14 protein-coding genes are annotated in these 18,137 nt (G+C 44.0%); 8 read left to right on the top strand and 6 right to left on the bottom strand.

Annotated elements, in window-relative coordinates:
* Nucleotides 1-82: 82 nt before the first annotated feature.
* Both fdhD and WR49_RS15515 read right to left on the bottom strand, forming a co-directional pair.
* Nucleotides 83-913 (bottom strand): formate dehydrogenase accessory sulfurtransferase FdhD, encoded by an 831-nt coding sequence (fdhD, locus tag WR49_RS15520; RefSeq protein WP_046224617.1) that lies wholly within the window; start codon nucleotides 911-913, stop codon nucleotides 83-85.
* Between the two features lie 89 nt (nucleotides 914-1,002).
* Nucleotides 1,003-1,887, bottom strand: a complete 885-nt coding sequence (locus tag WR49_RS15515; RefSeq protein ID WP_046224616.1) for a LysR family transcriptional regulator — start codon at nucleotides 1,885-1,887, stop codon at nucleotides 1,003-1,005.
* A gap of 600 nt (nucleotides 1,888-2,487) precedes the next feature.
* Here WR49_RS15515 and WR49_RS15510 point away from each other — a divergent pair.
* Nucleotides 2,488-4,812 carry an FdhF/YdeP family oxidoreductase gene (locus tag WR49_RS15510; RefSeq protein ID WP_046224615.1) on the top strand — a complete coding sequence of 775 codons (2,325 nt, stop codon included), beginning with the start codon at nucleotides 2,488-2,490 and terminating at the stop codon, nucleotides 4,810-4,812.
* A 72-nt stretch (nucleotides 4,813-4,884) separates the two neighbouring features.
* Here WR49_RS15510 and queD read toward each other — a convergent pair whose 3' ends face one another.
* Nucleotides 4,885-5,250, bottom strand: coding sequence for a 6-carboxytetrahydropterin synthase QueD (queD, locus tag WR49_RS15505; protein ID WP_017057536.1), 366 nt, complete (start codon nucleotides 5,248-5,250; stop codon nucleotides 4,885-4,887).
* Between the two features lie 328 nt (nucleotides 5,251-5,578).
* On the opposite strand from queD, the gene WR49_RS15500 reads away from it, so the two are divergent.
* Both WR49_RS15500 and asnS read left to right on the top strand, forming a co-directional pair.
* A complete protein-coding gene (locus tag WR49_RS15500) occupies nucleotides 5,579-7,213 on the top strand; it encodes a methyl-accepting chemotaxis protein (RefSeq protein ID WP_046224614.1) in 1,635 nt (544 codons plus the stop codon).
* Nucleotides 7,214-7,660: 447 nt separating this feature from the next.
* Nucleotides 7,661-9,061, top strand: coding sequence for an asparagine--tRNA ligase (gene asnS / locus WR49_RS15495; protein WP_046224613.1), 1,401 nt, complete (start codon nucleotides 7,661-7,663; stop codon nucleotides 9,059-9,061).
* A gap of 123 nt (nucleotides 9,062-9,184) precedes the next feature.
* On the opposite strand, the gene WR49_RS15490 is transcribed toward asnS, so the two are convergent.
* Both WR49_RS15490 and WR49_RS15485 read right to left on the bottom strand, forming a co-directional pair.
* A complete protein-coding gene (locus WR49_RS15490) occupies nucleotides 9,185-9,391 on the bottom strand; it encodes a hypothetical protein (protein WP_017057539.1) in 207 nt (68 codons plus the stop codon).
* A gap of 111 nt (nucleotides 9,392-9,502) precedes the next feature.
* Nucleotides 9,503-10,903: an aminotransferase-like domain-containing protein gene (locus tag WR49_RS15485; protein ID WP_046224612.1), complete on the bottom strand. Its 1,401-nt coding sequence runs from the start codon at nucleotides 10,901-10,903 to the stop codon at nucleotides 9,503-9,505.
* A 218-nt stretch (nucleotides 10,904-11,121) separates the two neighbouring features.
* On the opposite strand from WR49_RS15485, the gene WR49_RS15480 reads away from it, so the two are divergent.
* From WR49_RS15480 to WR49_RS15470, 3 genes are all read left to right on the top strand, one after another.
* Nucleotides 11,122-11,421, top strand: coding sequence for a hypothetical protein (locus WR49_RS15480; RefSeq protein ID WP_046224611.1), 300 nt, complete (start codon nucleotides 11,122-11,124; stop codon nucleotides 11,419-11,421).
* 250 nt (nucleotides 11,422-11,671) lie between these two features.
* On the top strand, nucleotides 11,672-13,213 hold the full coding sequence (locus WR49_RS15475) for an HD-GYP domain-containing protein (RefSeq protein WP_046224610.1): 1,542 nt from the start codon (nucleotides 11,672-11,674) through the stop codon (nucleotides 13,211-13,213).
* A gap of 201 nt (nucleotides 13,214-13,414) precedes the next feature.
* A complete protein-coding gene (locus WR49_RS15470) occupies nucleotides 13,415-14,605 on the top strand; it encodes an amino acid aminotransferase (protein WP_046224609.1) in 1,191 nt (396 codons plus the stop codon).
* Nucleotides 14,606-14,728: 123 nt separating this feature from the next.
* Here WR49_RS15470 and WR49_RS15465 read toward each other — a convergent pair whose 3' ends face one another.
* A complete protein-coding gene (locus WR49_RS15465; protein ID WP_046224608.1) occupies nucleotides 14,729-15,370 on the bottom strand; it encodes an outer membrane beta-barrel protein in 642 nt (213 codons plus the stop codon).
* A 150-nt stretch (nucleotides 15,371-15,520) separates the two neighbouring features.
* Here WR49_RS15465 and WR49_RS15460 point away from each other — a divergent pair, with 150 nt between their 5' ends.
* A complete protein-coding gene (locus tag WR49_RS15460; protein WP_017057545.1) occupies nucleotides 15,521-17,410 on the top strand; it encodes a DUF294 nucleotidyltransferase-like domain-containing protein in 1,890 nt (629 codons plus the stop codon).
* 5 nt (nucleotides 17,411-17,415) lie between these two features.
* Nucleotides 17,416-18,132, top strand: coding sequence for a 3'-5' exonuclease (locus WR49_RS15455; RefSeq protein ID WP_017057546.1), 717 nt, complete (start codon nucleotides 17,416-17,418; stop codon nucleotides 18,130-18,132).
* Nucleotides 18,133-18,137: the final 5 nt, after the last annotated feature.

The following is an 18,137-nucleotide window of genomic DNA, read 5'->3' as shown; positions in this document are numbered from 1 at the left end:
GCTGCGTAAAACAATAATCATTTATAATAAAAACCAAAGAGAGACCCAATGGTCTCTCTTTTTATCCGAACGAAACATTACATCAAGGCGCTGGGCTGTATAAACGAGGTGGACTGCTGTTTGGTAAGTGAATCAAATTTAAACGGTTACGCCTTGCCCATTCGACCGTCAATGATGTCGGTGCCGACAAACAAACCAAGGTTGCAATTTCAGCACGTACCGCTTTATGGATAAGCTCTAAACTGCAACGACTCGTCATAATCGCGAACCCCGACTTAGGGTTGGTACCGTTCACGGCCATTGCCCCTATTAGTTTATCCAGTGCGTTATGGCGACCGATATCTTCACGGCAAAGGACAATTTCACCTTTCGAATTCGCAAACAACGAGGCATGTAAGGCGCCGGATATTTTCGCTGCTTTTTGATGTTCGGCAATTCGACTTCTCAATCCCTGAAAAACCAGTGGACTGGGTGGTAACGATGATGGCAATGGCACTAAATCCGGAAGTGCTTGTTCAAGCGCTTCAACACCGCACAAGCCACAGCCTGTGGTTCCGGCCAAGTTACGCCGCTGAGTTTTCATTTCCCAAAAAGCACGATTGCTAATTTCTACTTGTGCGAAATGAGATTCACCATTGCGACCAATCTCTATATCGCGAATTTCATTGAAGCTTTTCACAATACCGGAGCTTAAACTAAAACCGAGCACAAAATCTTCCATGTGTCCGGGCGTCACCATCATAACCGCCTGACTGATCCCGTTATAACTGATCGCCAATGCAGATTCGTTTGCCAAAGGAGCATCCACCACCATACTATCGCCCGTAAGCTCTCGATAGCTCATGGCATTGGGCTGTGGAGGCGCTTGATTAAAATCAGGCAGTTCAATATAGGATTGAGTTAAACATCTCATAAAATCACCCGGAAAGACGGTCAGCTTGACGATATCGACTCAGACTGAAAACCTTACTTATTAAATAAATATCACTGGTTAAACAAACATCACTGATTAAACAAGTGTTTTGCCTCAACAAAACACTGGTCAGTGACTGCCGAATAGGGCTCTTGTTTGCGCTTAAGTAAACCTAAAGGTGAATGCACCACAGCTTTTTCTATCGGTACGATACGCAGTTGTTCGTTAAGCTCTTCCAATCCCGAGTTAAGCGGCATAACGGCACAGCAAAGACCGCTGGTGACGGCTTGGATCAGGTGAAAGGTAGAATTACTTTCAATCACAGTCTGCGGAACTAAGCCTTTACTACCAAAGCTCAAATCAATCGAATGACGATAGTGCATACCTTTAGACAAAAGCCCTAAAGGAATGTTATTGAGTGATTCCCACAAGACCTCCGGCTCTGCAAAATCAAAGAACCGGCTGTCATACAAAATACCTAAATCCGTTGAATTCATTTCTATAACGTCAAAGTAAGCCGTATTGATCTGGTCAACGTAACACATGCCTAAATCAAGTTGATTACGATTGAGCTGGTCTATGATCTGCTCAGACGTCATCGATAAAATCTGAAAACGGAGTTCAGGGAACTTTGCGGACAAAGGCTTAATCAGCTGCATAGGGTTTTGACTGGCTAGGGGCACCATGCCAATCCTTAGCGAACCGACCAGTTGACCACGGCAGTTAGCCGCTTCGGCTTGTAAACCGTCATGAGCCGCTAAGACAGTCTTTGCCCAAGCCAATATACGTTGACCCGCTTCGGTAAACCCTTCAAAACGTTGACTTCTTGAAATCAATTCGAGGTCTAACTCTTCTTCTAAACGCCTTATCCTCATCGACAACGTAGGCTGAGTAATATGACAAAGTGTCGCTGCCTGACCAAAGTGTTTCGTTTGATCTAAAGCGATTAAGTACTTAAGTTGTTTTATATCCATGAATGATTAGTAAAACCTTGAAATGAAGCGTTTTCTTAGCGTTCGTCGTACATTAACGGTTCTCTGCGATTGAAAATACCTATCACAGGGAAATGGCTCAATCTGTAAAGCAACAGCTAAAATAAAACGGTATTTTTTGATTTAAATCAAAGTATGCCTAATTTAAATACAGGTCAAATCTAAATTATCTATAGCGTGATAGATAGCAACTATCATGAAAAGCTCAGCTATACCAAGGCTGATCGACAAATCTCTCATGAAATAGAGCCCACATCGCACTGGGTAATAATTTCTATTTATCACTATCACAAGTCTATTTATCACTGTGACAAAAGCGAGATTTTCCATATTTACTCGCCATGATAGATTCTATTTATCACTCAGTCGGCAATATCAATTGGACGTATCGCCTCTTAACGACATAACCTTTGATTTAGATCATGGCGAACAATTCGCCAATCCATTTTTAAATATTCAAAGCAGTAAACAGGTATCAATACTAAATCATAAAAACCGTTTTACTCCCGCTTTATTTTTATAATGCGCCTGTTTTACTGGTTCCCTTGTTTATTGCCTTTTCTGTGCGTGAGGAGTGCTGTCGTGAGCCAAAAAGAACAGATAAAAAAATATGAAGGTCCCGCGGGCGGTTGGGGAGCGTTAAAAGCTGTTACTAAGAGTTGGTGGGGAAGTGAAAACGCCATCAAGAACATTCGAACAATGCTTAAAACGAATCAAAATGGTGGTTTTGATTGTCCAGGGTGTGCATGGGGTGAATCGCCCCAAAGCGGTAAAGTGAACTTCTGTGAGAACGGTGCAAAAGCCGTGAATTGGGAAGCCACAAATCGATTTGTGGACCCTGAGTTCTTCGCTCAACACAGCGTCTCATCCTTGTTATCACAAACAGACTACTGGCTAGAGTACCAAGGCCGAATAACCCATCCGATGAAGTACGACGTAGCATCTGATCACTACATCCCTATCGCGTGGGACGAAGCATTTTCGCTCGTGGCTAAACATTTGAAGCAACTCGAATCGCCACATCAAGCAGAATTCTATACCTCTGGACGAGCCAGTAATGAAGCGGCGTTTTTATATCAACTCTTCGTACGTGCATTTGGAACGAATAACTTTCCAGACTGTTCAAACATGTGCCACGAAGCCAGTGCAATTGGCATGAAAGATACGGTCGGTGTGGGCAAAGGAACCGTGATTTTTGACGACTTTGAACAAGCAGACGCGATTTTTGTGCTCGGGCAAAACCCAGGTACTAACCACCCCCGCATGCTTGAACCATTGCGTGAAGCGGTAAAACGCGGCGCGCAGGTGATCTGCTTCAATCCATTGAAAGAACGTGGACTTGAACGCTTCCAAAACCCTCAAGTTCCGATTGAAATGTTAAGCAATGGTTCAAAACCAACCAATACTGCTTACTTAAGACCAGCATTAGGTGGTGATATGGCAGTCTTTCGTGGGATGGCTAAATATTTGCTGCAATGGGAACGTGATGCGCTCGCAACCGAAGGAAAAGCCATATTTGATCGTCAATTCATCAGCGAACACACCACAGGTATTGATGAATACTTAGCAGAAGTTGATGCGACAACATGGGAGCATATTGCTGAACAATCGGGATTAGCTTTAAGCGAGATAGAAATGGTCGCTGACATGTATCGCCGTTCAGAAAAAGTGATTATGTGCTGGGCTATGGGGTTAACACAACATCGTCATTCGGTACAAACCATCAAAGAAATAGCCAATGTACAATTGTTGCGCGGCAACATCGGTAAGCCCGGCGCTGGGCTATCACCCGTTCGGGGACATAGTAATGTTCAAGGCGATCGTACAATGGGTATCGATGAAAAACCCTCAAACCAATTGCTTGATAACATTGAACGTCGCTTTAACTTCAATGTCCCACGAGATGCAGGACACAACACCATACAAGCGATTAAAGCGATGGAGGAAAAACGCTCGAAAGTCTTTATTGGTTTAGGTGGTAATTTTGCGCAAGCCACACCCGATACTCCTCGCACGCATCTAGCGATGCAAAATTGTGACCTAACCGTTCATATCTCAACTAAGCTCAATCGCTCTCACCTTGTTACCGGTCAAGATGCCCTGATTCTGCCATGTTTTGGACGCACGGAAATCGATACACAGGCTAATGGGCCACAAGGCATCACCGTTGAAGATACGTTCAGCATGGTTCATATCTCTTACGGGCAGCTCAAGCCTCGATCAGAACATTTACGTTCTGAGCCAGCCATTATTGCGGGTATTGCTAATGCCACTCTGGGCAGCCATCCAATAGATTGGAATTGGGTCGTTGAAGATTATGGGCATATCCGCGATCTCATTGCAGATACGATTCCAGGCTTTACCGACTTCAATCAGAAGCTGGAAAATCCGGGGGGATTTCATTTAGTCAATCCTGCCGCAAATCGTCAATGGAACACCCACAGCGGTAAAGCGCAATTTGGCTCCAACGAACTGCCAAAACAGCTAATTAATGAAGCGGTTTTGCAAGGTGTTAATAAACCCGATTTGATCTTACAAACCATGCGTTCCCATGATCAATACAACACCACGTTATATGGCTTGAATGATCGGTACCGCGGTATCTTTGGTATGCGTGAGGTTCTGTTTATCAATGAAGCAGATATATTGAAGCTCGGTTTTGAACCGGGTGACAAGGTCGATATGGTGTCACTTTGGGAAGATGGTGTAACGAGAAAAGTGAAAGGGTTTACCTTGGTGGCTTATGACGTTCCACAAGGTCAGGCAGCGGCTTACTATCCTGAAACCAACCCTTTAGTTCCTCTAGACAGTTATGGTGAACGAACGTTTACCCCGACCTCGAAATTTATAGCCATTAGATTAGAAAAATCTGTGTCTGACACCATTCCCCTTGAAACCGTCAGCTAACTTTCAATCAACAACTAACCTTCAACCGACAACTAAAAAAATCCACCTGTTTTAGCAGGTGGATTCTAATGTTTACGCTTCGCCAATATAAATACAACCTGCAGTACAGGTTTCTTTAATTTCAACTTTGCTCAAAAGCGGCAAGTTTGGTTTTAGCTCATTCCAGATCCACTTAGCCAACACTTCACTTGTAGGGTTCTCTAAACCCTTAATGTCGTTGAGGTAGTAATGATCTAAACGGTTGTAAATCGGTTTGAATACCGCTTTAATTTCCGAGAAGTCAATGACCCAGCCTGTATGCGGATCAACTTCACCTTCTACGTACAAGCGAACAAGAAAAGAGTGGCCATGCAAACGACCGCATTTATGCCCTTCTGGCACATGAGGAAGATGGTGGGCAGCTTCAAACATAAACTCTTTGTATAACTCAGTTCTCATTGTGTTTCTCAGGCTAAAAAAATGACACGCAATTTTACGTAAAACCACTACACACTACAAGTTCTATCACCGTTGGACGTCCTTACTCCAGTAAGGATTCCCCCAAAAGCTAATTATGCTGCTTCATAAAATCAATATGCACATTAATGGAAGCTCAACACTAAATTAAAACCTAATTTACATAATAGAAGCGCCACAATCTCGCTACATCACAGAAACAAAACCACAACCGGAGTATGGTCACATAATTCACCCTACTCCATAGGTAGTAGAGACTCTAACAAGTAAAGTGTGCGCGTCATTATAATTAAAAAAAAACAAACACCTTATGCGCTCAACGATCACCTTTAAAATCCTAGTGGCTCTCGCCATCGTGTTCACTTTTTTGCTAGTAATATCGACCTACTTTCAATATTCGCAGCAAAAGCAGCTTGTTCATTCTGTATTAAGTGAACAGCTCCATGATAAGGCGAGCAACTATTTCGATAGCCTCAATATGATGATGCTGACTGGCACCATGGCACAGAAAGAGACGCTTCGTCAGAAAGCATTGGCACAAGAAGGTATTGAAGATGTTCGCGTATTACGGGCTGATACTGTGAGCAGGCTATACGGCCCTGGAAATGACAACCAAACACCTGTAGATGATATTGATAAACGCGCGCTAGCGGGTGAAACTGTCATCGAGTCATTTTCTGCAGATTGGGGGAAGGGCTTAGTTATCGCCCTACCTATGAAATCGAGCGAAAACTATCGTGGTACCAACTGTGTGGCCTGCCATATGGCACCGGAAGGTGAAGTGTTGGGGGCCATTCGTCTTGAATACAACCTAAATCACGTCAACTCCTTGATCAACACTCAAACGATGGCCGCAATCGGTATTATGGCAGTGATCTCTTTTGCTGGGTTTATTCTAACAATGGGATTGGTTCGTAAAATTATTGTTCGCCCACTGCAACACACTTCGCGCTTTATGACTCAAGTTAGCAACGACAAAAACTTATCAACTCGTCTACCAGATCAAAGCAAAGATGAAATAGGTACTTTGGCGAACTCTATTAATTCATTTATGGGGACAGTGTCTGACAGCCTAAAACAGGTGCAGAATACATCTCACAAACTGAATGCTTCCGCCACCCAACTAACTAGTGTCGCCCAAATTACAGAGCAAGCCGCCAGTGATCAGCAGAATGAAACCGCTGAAGTACAAAATAATGTGGAAGGGATACAAGCTCAACAAGTCAATGTAGAACAAGCTACTTTAACGGCATCAGACCTTATCAACCATACCGCTGACGTAGCATGCCAAAGTGCCAACCAAGCACACGACGCCAGTAATGAAATAAAGAACTTAGTGGCCAGCATTGAAGAAGTTAAACAGAAAATACTAATGCTCAATGAACAAACTGGAGAAGTGTCTTCGATATTGAGCGTAATTCGGGGCATTGCGGATCAAACAAATTTATTGGCACTTAACGCTGCAATTGAAGCTGCTCGTGCGGGTGAACAGGGTCGTGGCTTTGCGGTGGTCGCTGACGAAGTCCGTCATCTAGCATCACGAACCGCTGAAGCGACAAGTAGTATTGAATCGATTATCCTCCAATTCCAACAAGGCAGCGAAGAATCATTAACCTCTGCCGATCGCGTTTGCGAACAAGCACATCAAAGTTCAACAGATATTGATACGCTGTCCAATGAAATGAACGGTGTTGTGGAAGAGATGAAACAAGTATTAACACACGCTCGAAACATTCAGCAACAAACGCAATCCACCACAATAGCGACCATGGATGTTCAACAAAAAGTCGAAGCTATTACTTCTCATGCCGATAATACCTCACAATCTGCGGCTGAAACCCGCGACATCAGCAATGGCCTAGAAGAACTTTCTGATCACCTTGAATCACTGATTAATCAATTTACTCTATCTAACTCAAGCACCCATTATAAGAACAATTCATAGCACCGCCAAACTGCAGTATTACCATCTAATCCAAAAGTGCTCAGCCATGAGCACTTATGTCTTTGCCCAATATTAGAAAGCAACCTCAGTGCACTGCCACTATCTCCGAAGAATCTACTAACCTAGTTTAATAATAAAATCGAGCCCTCTTCACCCCTTCAGCTTTACTTTAAATAGGCTCTGTTATTAGATCTGCCACAGCAACGCATTATGAGATCGAACAAAAAATAACCTTTCATGGTTTTTCTTGTCTGTAGACACAATATTTCTTTCACCGAACAAGAATAAAGGTTGAAGCTGTCCGTATGACAGGTAATATGTTCAATCGATTTAGAAAGTATATACAACTCAATGTTTCGGCCAATAATTGTTCATTATTTATATTAATTTGAGGCCATGCTAATAACATTGAGTTGAATTTGTCCCTCAATGGAGAATGAAATCAACATGACTTACGCGCCTGTAACAGACGTACTTGGCGGCAAGCTAGCGGTAGACAGTGAAGTAACTGTTCGTGGCTGGATCCGTTCACGTCGTGATTCCAAAGCTGGAATCTCTTTCCTTGCCATTTATGACGGCTCTTGTTTCGACCCGATTCAGGCCGTGGTTCCTAATAATCTGAATAATTACGAAGACGAAGTATTAAAGCTAACAACTGGCTGCTCTGTTGAAGTAACGGGTAAGATTGTTGAGTCTCCTGCGAAAGGTCAAGACTTCGAACTAGCAGCAACTGACGTTAAAGTTGTAGGCTGGGTTGAAGACGCTGACACTTACCCAATGGCTAAGACACGTCACTCTATCGAATACCTTCGTGAAGTTGCTCACCTACGTCCACGTACTAACGTGATCGGCGCAGTAGCACGTGTACGTAACTGTCTATCTCAAGCGATTCACCGTTTCTACCACGAGCAAGGTTTCTTCTGGACTTCTGCTCCGCTTATCACTGCATCTGATGCAGAAGGCGCTGGTGAAATGTTCCGCGTATCGACGCTAGACATGGAAAACCTACCTCGCACTGACGAAGGCAAAGTTGACTTCAACGAAGATTTCTTCGGTAAAGAAACTTTCCTAACAGTATCTGGCCAACTTAATGCTGAAGCTTACGCTTGTGCGCTAAGCAAAGTTTACACGTTCGGTCCTACGTTCCGTGCTGAAAACTCAAACACAAGCCGCCACCTAGCTGAATTCTGGATGGTTGAGCCTGAAGTTGCGTTTGCAGACCTTGACGATGTAGCGAAATTGGCTGAAGACATGCTTAAGTACGTTTTCGCTGCTGTTCTTGAAGAACGCCGCGACGACCTTGAGTTCTTCGCATCTCGCATCGACAAAGAAGCAATCACTCGTCTAGAGCAATTCGTAGACGCTGATTTCGCACAAGTTGACTACACTGACGCAATCCAAATCCTACTAGACTCTGGTAAGAAATTTGAGTTTGACGTTGAGTGGGGCATCGACATGTCTTCTGAGCATGAGCGTTACCTAGCTGAAGAGCACTTTAAAGCACCAGTTATCGTTAAGAACTACCCGAAAGACATCAAAGCTTTCTACATGCGCTTAAACGATGACGGCAAAACAGTTGCAGCAATGGACGTACTTGCACCAGGCATCGGTGAAATCATCGGTGGTGCACAACGTGAAGAGCGTCTAGACATTCTAGACGAGCGCATGGTTGGTATGGGTATCGACCCTGAGCACATGAGCTGGTATCGCGACCTACGTAAATACGGCACAGTGCCACACGCTGGTTTCGGTCTTGGTTTCGAGCGTCTAGTATCTTACGTAACAGGTATGGGCAACGTTCGTGACGTGATTCCATTCCCACGTACACCGCGCTCTGCAAACTTCTAATTCGATATTAAAAGTTAAGAACAAATAAAAACCTCCGCTCTTGCGGAGGTTTTTTTATATTCGAAGTAAGACGAGACGACGGATACTTCAGCGTATCACCAACAAGAATTACTTATTCGCAGGCTAATCGACATCTTGGTCAATAGCGTATTTTATCGCGAGACCGCAAATAGCCATCATAACAAATGGGATTGCGGCAGTAGTGTATTCTGCCCAGGCCATATCAGCGAATGCTTTTGCCAACAATACGTGGCCGAGAATAAGCAAAAGCGCACATACAATCGCAACGATAATCAGCTTAGCTTCGTTTCCCATAGTCATTTTCAACATAACGGTATCTCCAGTATTTAATCTACCGTTATTGAATCACAACTCTCTACTTTATAAGGCGTACAATTACACCACAAACAACCCGTACAGTTACAAGCGCTACCTCTTATATCAGTACGTCATCTGATGCGCGATCTTACCAAGTAGAATAAGTGCCTGTTCTTTCTCTACGGTGAGTTCGTAAGAGAAATTCAATCGAATCGCATTGCCTACTCTGCCTTGCTCACTAAATAAGTCCCCCGATGCCACACTAATGCCTTGGGCAATCGCTAATTGATGGAATTGCTGGCTGTCAAAGTCAGGAGAGAAACGAACCCAGACAAAGTAACCACCAGCAGGTTCTTCAATCTTGATGGAATGTGGGAAGTACTGTTTGATGACGCTAATAAAACGCTCTTTTCTAACCAAAAGGTTTTTGCGCAGTTTACGCAGGTGGTTATCGTAGCTTTCATGAGTCAAAAAATGTGCAACTCCAAGCTGCACAGGTGCGCTGCTCGACAAGGTAGAAAGAAGTTGAAGCTTTTGAATCGCGTCATTAAAGCGTGTGTTCACGACCCAACCGACACGATAGCCGGGGCACAGGCTTTTCGAATACGAACCACAAAGCAAAACAGAATCGGTATTATCAAAGGCTTTTAATGGCTTAGGTTTGTGCCCCTCATAATAAAGGTCTCCATACACGTCATCTTCAATAATGTAGGCTTCATGCTGCTCTGCAATCTTTACCACAAGGCGCTTCGCCTCTTCAGACAGGCTAGTTCCGGTTGGGTTTTGAAAGGTTGTCATCAGCCAGCACGCTTTTACATCTTGGTTTTTTAAGGCACGTTCAAACTGTTCGATGTTCAATCCATTAATTGGGCAAACATCCACTTCAATCGGGTTAAGCCCTAACCTCTCAACAGCCTGCAAAGCCCCGTAGAATGCAGGCGACTCAATCACCACGTTGTCGCCCGACTTAGTAACCGTTTGTAGGCTTAAATTTAGCGCTTCCATCGCGCCTGACGTAATCACAATATCTTGATGGTTAACCGTTATACCTTGCTGCAGATAACGCTGTGCGATTTGTCTTCTTAGGGACTCACTTCCAGGTGGCAAGTTGTTAATCACACTGGCGCCGGTCATCTTCCTGCCAGCACTGGCAAGGTTTCGAGTCAAAGTCGGCAATGGGAAAAGGTCAGGGTCTGGGAATGCGGAGCCAAAAGGAATAACACCCTCTGCAGAGCTAGATTTCAAGAAATCGAATAGGCGGTCGTTGATCGCTTTCTTTTCGCGCACGAATGGCAGTTTATAATCAATGCCATCCACTCGTGGCGCGACAAAATAGCCAGACTGAGGCTTAGCAATGATCCACCCCTCACTTTCGAGCAATTGATAAGCTTGTAAGACAGTACTGTTGCTGACGTTATAATTACGGCAACTCACGCGTACAGAAGGAATTTTTTCCCCAGTTCGCCAAGTGTTATTAGCAATCTGAGTTCGAATATCCTTTGCAAGCTCTTCATAACGCGCCATCTAATTGTACTACCTAGAGAAATTTTGTGGGCCCAGATTTTATCACTAACGTTAACAACTATTGCTGCTATCCAAGTGATTACTCCTGATTTCTATAATTGTGTGAAATAGTTCACAGATAACTTTGTAAGCTTTGATAGTTTTGTACTCAAGGCGCGAGCTAAGGTCGCTATTCGCCTCAATAATTTGATGTAACCCAAAAAACATGCGAGACAATAATGAAAAAAATAGAAGCAGACCAACTAAGTTACAAAGGAGAGTCAAACGGTGTTCATAGTTGGATAACGCCGAGTGGACAGCCATATTACTGGCACCCAGACTGGCTCCATATCGCTGAAGATGCGACAGGTTCACATCCAAAGCAGAAACTCGACGTCGATCAAAACCAAGCACCAACTGAAAAACACGCGGTGTCGGCAATTCTTAAGCATTTAAACCAATGGGCTGCAGACAAGCTAGCGTCTCATCCTGAGATTGAAACAGGCTCCATCGAAGCTGAAATCAATCTCAAAAAGTAATGGGGTAAAGTAGATAGCGAACTCAATCACTCGCGATTCTAACCCAGTATACAGACTGAATAGCCTCGAACCTCGACCGAGGCTATTCAAGTATCTTCATGAAAATGCAGCAATAACCCCCACCTAGCTAACAAATCTCCAACACAAACCAGTTTCTTGTATCAATCCACGAAAGCTATCGATAGAATCTCCGGTCTTATTCACGTCAGTTATGCTAATCATTCGTAATTCTAAAGTCGTGAATCAATGAATGCGTAAATCTAATAAGAATGAGAACAAAGGCTTATCGATGGGTACTTCAAATTACAATCAATCGCTAACGACTAAGTTATACGTCATTGCTGGTGTGCTGTTTGGCACCTATGGCAGTCGGGTGTGTCCTATGCTCGAGAGCTTAACAACCTTAGAGATTTTTACACAAGTCAGTATTGTGTTTGTCTTACTATGGCTCGCGCGTCGTTACCTATTGGCGCAAAATACCTTGGTCAAGCAAGGCCGATTCGCGAAACTCGATACCCTGCTATTTTTTGCTGCAAGTGTGCCTTTCGCGCTCTACTACAACTTAAGCTATGAATTCACCATAGATAGTAATTTGAAGGTGCTTTTTGGCATGAGTCTATTCGGCTTCTTTACCGGAACTATTCTTCAATTGAACGCCAAGCTCAGCCAAATGGATAAAATGGAGACGACTGGGCAATTTGAATTCCAACTGGTTGGTGAAAGGAGTTCGCTGGTTAACCAAATGATTGGTTTGGTTATCGTGCTTCTGGTAACACTGACGACTATGTTGACGATGATTGCTGTCAAAGACATATTTTGGCTAGAACATAACCCTGACCGCTTATTGGATGGCACCGGCAAGATCAGCGTAATCAAAGAGTTCATTTATTTGGCTGTGGTACTGGGTGGCTACGCGATAACCATCATGACGCTTTGGAGCAAGCTAATTAAGCGCATTCTCCTAAGCCAAGAGCACGCATTAAACAAAGTCACCAATGGCGAGCAAGGCGTTCGCTTACCTATTTTCGGCTACAACGAGCTTGGCTCAATGGCATCTATGACCAATACCATGCTTGATTGCCTCGAAACCGCGCAAAACGAAGTCAAAACCACACGTGACGTGGCCATTGTGAGCTTATCGGCATTGGCTGAATCTCGAGACAATGAAACGGGCGCACATATCCTAAGAACTCAAGAGTACGTCAAGGTACTCGCACAAGAACTCAGTAAATCAGAAACCCACTCAAGCTTGTTAACACCAAACTACATCGAGTTGCTTTACAAATCTGCGCCTTTGCACGACGTAGGCAAAGTCGGTGTGCCTGATAGCGTGTTATTGAAGCCGGGCAAATTGACGGACGAAGAGTTTGAGATAATGAAAGGTCACCCCGCGATTGGTGCTGAAGCACTTTCTATTGCAGAAAAGCAGCTAGGAAGTAGCTCTTTCTTAAGAGTCGCAAAGGAGATATCTCTGACTCACCACGAGAAATGGAATGGCAATGGTTATCCTAATCAGTTGTCTGGTGAAGATATCCCGTTATCTGGCCGTTTAATGGCATTGGCCGATGTTTATGATGCGCTCATCTCGAAGCGAGTCTACAAGCCAGCCTTTACTCACGAACAAGCCAAACAGATCATCTTAGAAGGCAATGGGACGCATTTTGATCCGCAAGTTGTCCAAGCTTTTCTAGCTGTTGAACAAGCGTTCGTTTCAATTGCCGCGACCTACAAAGATGGAAAAAATGTAGCCAACGAACTCGAGCGCGAAAGCTTTATTGCTCAACCTGCCTAATCTATTCAAAAACCACTAACTTCTTGCACCCTATAGGTAACCCGTAGGGTGTTTTGTTATCAAATTTCCTCTTTAGTCAATAAATCTGATTGAAATGGATTTTTTTTGGTCTTTCTGTTCACTTCGTATTGTCATAAAAATCCCATACAGGTATAAATACCCATAGATACTATCCCCTCTCAATTGACATGGATGAAGATTATGTTTGAAAAAGTGTTAGCTGCTCCCGCCGATCCTATCCTCGGCCTTACTGAAGAGTTTAAAAAAGACTCTCGTGCAGAGAAAATCAACCTTGGTGTGGGCATCTACAAAAATGAAGATGGTCAAACGCCTGTACTTAAAACAGTAAAGAAAGCAGAAGCTGCACTTCTTGAAAACGAAAAAACCAAATCTTACCTAACAATTGAAGGTACAGCTGAATACGGTTTAGCGGTTCAGAAGCTTCTTTTCGGTTCAGATACTGAGATCGTTACGTCTCAACGCGCTAAAACAGCACAAGCGCCAGGTGGTACAGGTGCACTTCGCGTAGCGGGTGAATTCATCAAACGCCAACTGGGCGATGTGAAAATCTGGATCAGTAACCCAACTTGGGCTAACCACAACGGCGTTTTCGCTGCTGCGGGTATCGAAACAGCTCAATACAGCTACTACAACGCTGAAACTAAAGACAAAGACTTCGCTGGCATGGTTGCTGACCTAGAGAACGCTTCTGAAGGCGATATCGTTCTTCTTCACGGCTGCTGTCACAACCCAACAGGTATCGACCCTACTGCTGATGAATGGGAAGTACTGGCTAAGCTGGTTGCTGAGAAGAAACTGCTTCCTCTATTCGATTTTGCTTACCAAGGTTTTGCAAAAGGCGTTGAAGAAGATGCTGCTGGCCTACGTGTTTTTGCTCAATACAACAAAGAGATCCTTGTTGCTAGCTCGTTCTCTAAGAACTTCGGCTTGTACAACGAACGTGTAGGTGCATTCACTCTGGTTGCAGAATCTGCAGACGTAGCAACGACAGCGTTCTCTCAAGTTAAGAGCATTATCCGCTCTATCTACTCTAACCCACCAGCGCACGGCAGTGCTGTTGTTACTCACATCCTTGGTGATGCTGATCTACGTGCTGAATGGGAAGCAGAAGTAGTAGAAATGCGTGACCGTATCCAAGAGATGCGTGAGCTATTCGTAACTACACTGAAATCTGAAGGTGTAGACGCAGACTTCACATTCATCGAACGTCAAAACGGCATGTTCTCGTTCTCTGGCCTAAGCAAAGAGCAAGTAACTCGCCTAAAAGATGAATTCGCTATCTACATTGTTGGTTCTGGCCGTATCAGTGTTGCTGGTATGACTAAGTCAAACATGGGTCCTCTATGTAAAGGTATCGCTGCGGTTCTTTAATCGTAAAGCGAAACCTATATTTGTAGACCTATAGATATGCAAAAGCCAGCGACTAAGCTGGCTTTTTTGTGTCTGTCTTCTTTATTTATGAGCGGTTAAGACACGTTGTCTTTGCGTTACTAGTTAGTACTCTAGGAAAAACTCCACGCCCAGTTCATTAGTACGTTCACTACGAATCTTACCTTCACCATCTCGATGTTGGTATGACCCACCAATCGCAAACTTGTTGGTCACTAGATAACGTAAACCTAAATGATAGATCTCTTCATCAAACAGATCACTTCGATTCACTTGCACACTCCCGTTGGCAATCCAACGTTTCGCAAAGCCATAGTTAAGCCCAACTTTTCCCCCTTGAATGAACTCAGTGTCTGAAGATTCAGTTCGGTTGGTATCATTATCTTCGACCTGACCTTTAGTGATACCAAGCAGGTAGTAAGCAACCACATCTAGATCTTTCTTAATGCCGTAACGGTAACCAACACCCGGCATAAGCGTATCAATTCGAGTTGTGGTGTCATCTGGGTGAATGAAGCGTGCACTGTAGTCGCCCAACAACAACCAACCGTCAGTCATCGCATAACTGCCACCCAATCCAAACGACGAAGCGTTGTTATTTCCACCAGCATCTTCATTTAAGCTCCCCGAATACGCCGTGGCATATATATGGTCATAATCAAGAATGGGTACACTATGAGTTTCTGCCCACAAACTTGGAGAAAACATAAAAACGGTAGATACCAAACTAAGCTTCCACTTCGACATTTCTATCATCCTTAAACTAGCACTCCATTAGTTGAAAGATTAGCCTATCCATAAGACTTCAAAAAGGTTTTACCTCACAGATTGATTTGTGACGGCAAATTATTATGAAATGTTGTACCATGAAATCATACGAACTAATGGATGATCATTATGGATGCTGAGTTATTAGAGATTCAAAACTTTCTGGCACAATACCCTCCTTTCACCGATCTCCCTGAAGATATGTTGGCGAAAGTCACCAGTAGTGTGGAAATTTCTTATTATCGCCAAGACACACCTATCATTCACTTTGGTGACCAAATTCACGACCTTTACATCGTGCGAAGCGGTGAGGTTGAGGTGTATCGCCGTAAGGGCGAACTCTATAATCGCCTTGATGAAGGTCACCTATTCGGCCAAATGGGTCTACTCACTAACAACAAAGTTCGCTTCCCTGTTAAAGCAATAGAAGACACTCTGCTCTACTGTGTCCCAGAGGCAATTTTTCAAGAACTTTATGACAACTATGACTCTTTTGCTGATTTTGTCGAAGTGGAAGACAATGCGCGATTACGCCAAGCCAATTCCAATAATAACGATGCTAACGATCTATCGACATCAAAGGTAAAAACGCTGCTCACCGGCGAAGCCCCAATGATAGAGAAAACGTGCACTATCCAACAAGCCGCCACCATGATGGCAGAAGACAACGTCTCTTCCTTACTGATCATCGACCCAGATATTGTTGAAGATGATGAGGACGATTCAACCCCTGTGATCGGTATTATTACCGACCGCGACTTGTGTACACGTGTACTTGCAGAAGGTCTAGAGCCATCAAATGAAGTTTCAAGTGTCATGACGCCAGAAGTTATCTCACTCGACCACAATGCTTACGTATACGAAGCCATGATGACCATGCTTCGCTATAACGTACACCACCTGCCCGTGCTAAAAGATAAGAAGCCAATCGGCATTATCGAAGCGACTGATATCGTACGGTATGAATCTCAAAACTCTCTGCTACTGGTAAGTAGTATCTTCCAACAACAAAGTATTGAAGACCTTAAAGTGCTTTCGGAACAAGTGAAAGATAGCTTTGTACGCTTGGTTAACGAAGATGCCAATGCTCACATGGTCGGCACCGCGATGTCAGTAATTGGGCGTAGCTTCAAACAACGTATTATCGAGTTAGGGGAAGAGCAATTGGGTACGGCGCCCATTCCTTATTGCTTCCTAGCTCTCGGCTCTATGGGGCGTGATGAACAGCTGCTTGTGACCGACCAAGACAACGCCATTATTCTTGATGACACATACGACGAAGCAAAACACGGCAAGTACTTTGAAGAGCTTTCAAAGTTCATTTGTGACGGCTTAGACCAATGTGGTTATGTTTACTGTACCGGTGACATCATGGCAACCAACCCGACTTGGCGTATGACACGTAGAGAATGGGAAGAGTGCTTTGCGGACTGGATTGATGATCCAAATCCGAAAGCCTTACTGAATGCTTCTATCTTCTTCGACTTAGATGGTGTCTACGGCCGTTTGAAATGGGCTGAACAGCTGAACAGTTTCATCGTAAGACGCGCACGCAAGAACAACCGCTTCCTAGCGTGTCTTGCTCGTAACGCACTCAATCGAACACCGCCTCTGGGCTTCTTCAAAGATTTCGTTATGGAAAAAGATGGCCGCCATAACAACTCAATCAACCTTAAGCGTCGCGGTACTGCACCGTTGGCGGATCTGATTCGTGTTCACTCTTTGGCGGTGGCCTCTCGTTCGAAGAACTCATTTGAACGATTAGATGACATTATCGACGCAGGTATTTTGCCAAAAGGCAGAGCACAAGACCTGAAAGATGCCATGGAGTTCATCTCTTTGGTTCGTATTCGCCACCAAGCGCACGATGTCGACAACAACATCGAGCCTGATAACAACATCGAGCCAGAGAACCTGTCTGACTTCGAGCGACGTAACCTAAAGGACGCATTCCAAATCTTAAGTAATGCGCAAAACTTCCTTAAGTTCCGTTACCAAGCTAGCAATAAGTTTAAGTAGGGCCTATGAACAAACTATTTAGATCACCTGCGGTCGATTGGCCTTTTAAATTTGCTCAAAAACTAGAGCGTTCAAAGGATAAGCGTTTAAAGAAGTTCTACAGTGAGCCACTTCCCGATCCAGACACTCCGCTGTCTGAGGTGACCTTTTTAGCTGTGGATTTTGAAACCACAGGCTTAAATTCGGCGAAGGATGGCATTATTACCATTGGACTAGTACCTTTTACACTCAATCGTATTTATCTAAGACAAGCAAGGCATTGGACGCTAAGGCCTAAGCAAAAACTGGAAGAAGAATCTGTCGTTATTCACGGTATCACACACAATGACATCATCGATGCGCCGGACTTAAACGAGGTGCTTGATGAGATTTTGGACGCAATCGCCGGGCATATTCCTGTTGTTCACTACCGCCGTATTGAGCGTGAGTTCTTAGACAACGCGTTGAAAGTAAGGTTAGGAGAAGGTATTGAATTTCCAGTATTAGATACACTAGAAATCGAATCTCAAATTCAGAATAAATTGGTTGGTGGTTTCTGGAATAGACTAAAAGGTAAGAAACCCGCATCAATAAGGCTTGGACAAAGCCGACGTCGCTACCATTTACCAGATTACACCCCACACCACGCTTTGACTGATGCCATTGCAACAGCAGAACTACTCCAAGCACAGATTGCGCACCATTACAGCTCTGACATGCTTTTAAAAGATTTCTGGCTGTAGATGCT

This window comes from Vibrio sp. ECSMB14106 (assembly GCF_000972265.1).
In the GTDB taxonomy this organism is placed as follows: domain Bacteria; phylum Pseudomonadota; class Gammaproteobacteria; order Enterobacterales; family Vibrionaceae; genus Vibrio; species Vibrio kanaloae.
The sequence above is the reverse complement of the archived record's forward strand: the minus strand, read 5'-3'. Positions and strand labels throughout refer to the sequence as shown.

Coding starts and splice junctions, on each gene's coding strand:
- fdhD (WP_046224617.1), bottom strand. CDS start 913: ATGAGATGTTTAACTCAATCCTATATTGAACTGCCTGATTTTAATCAA.
- WR49_RS15515 (WP_046224616.1), bottom strand. CDS start 1,887: ATGGATATAAAACAACTTAAGTACTTAATCGCTTTAGATCAAACGAAA.
- queD (WP_017057536.1), bottom strand. CDS start 5,250: ATGAGAACTGAGTTATACAAAGAGTTTATGTTTGAAGCTGCCCACCAT.
- WR49_RS15500 (WP_046224614.1), top strand. CDS start 5,579: ATGCGCTCAACGATCACCTTTAAAATCCTAGTGGCTCTCGCCATCGTG.
- asnS (WP_046224613.1), top strand. CDS start 7,661: ATGACTTACGCGCCTGTAACAGACGTACTTGGCGGCAAGCTAGCGGTA.
- WR49_RS15490 (WP_017057539.1), bottom strand. CDS start 9,391: ATGTTGAAAATGACTATGGGAAACGAAGCTAAGCTGATTATCGTTGCG.
- WR49_RS15485 (WP_046224612.1), bottom strand. CDS start 10,903: ATGGCGCGTTATGAAGAGCTTGCAAAGGATATTCGAACTCAGATTGCT.
- WR49_RS15480 (WP_046224611.1), top strand. CDS start 11,122: ATGAAAAAAATAGAAGCAGACCAACTAAGTTACAAAGGAGAGTCAAAC.
- WR49_RS15475 (WP_046224610.1), top strand. CDS start 11,672: ATGCGTAAATCTAATAAGAATGAGAACAAAGGCTTATCGATGGGTACT.
- WR49_RS15470 (WP_046224609.1), top strand. CDS start 13,415: ATGTTTGAAAAAGTGTTAGCTGCTCCCGCCGATCCTATCCTCGGCCTT.
- WR49_RS15465 (WP_046224608.1), bottom strand. CDS start 15,370: ATGTCGAAGTGGAAGCTTAGTTTGGTATCTACCGTTTTTATGTTTTCT.
- WR49_RS15460 (WP_017057545.1), top strand. CDS start 15,521: ATGGATGCTGAGTTATTAGAGATTCAAAACTTTCTGGCACAATACCCT.
- WR49_RS15455 (WP_017057546.1), top strand. CDS start 17,416: ATGAACAAACTATTTAGATCACCTGCGGTCGATTGGCCTTTTAAATTT.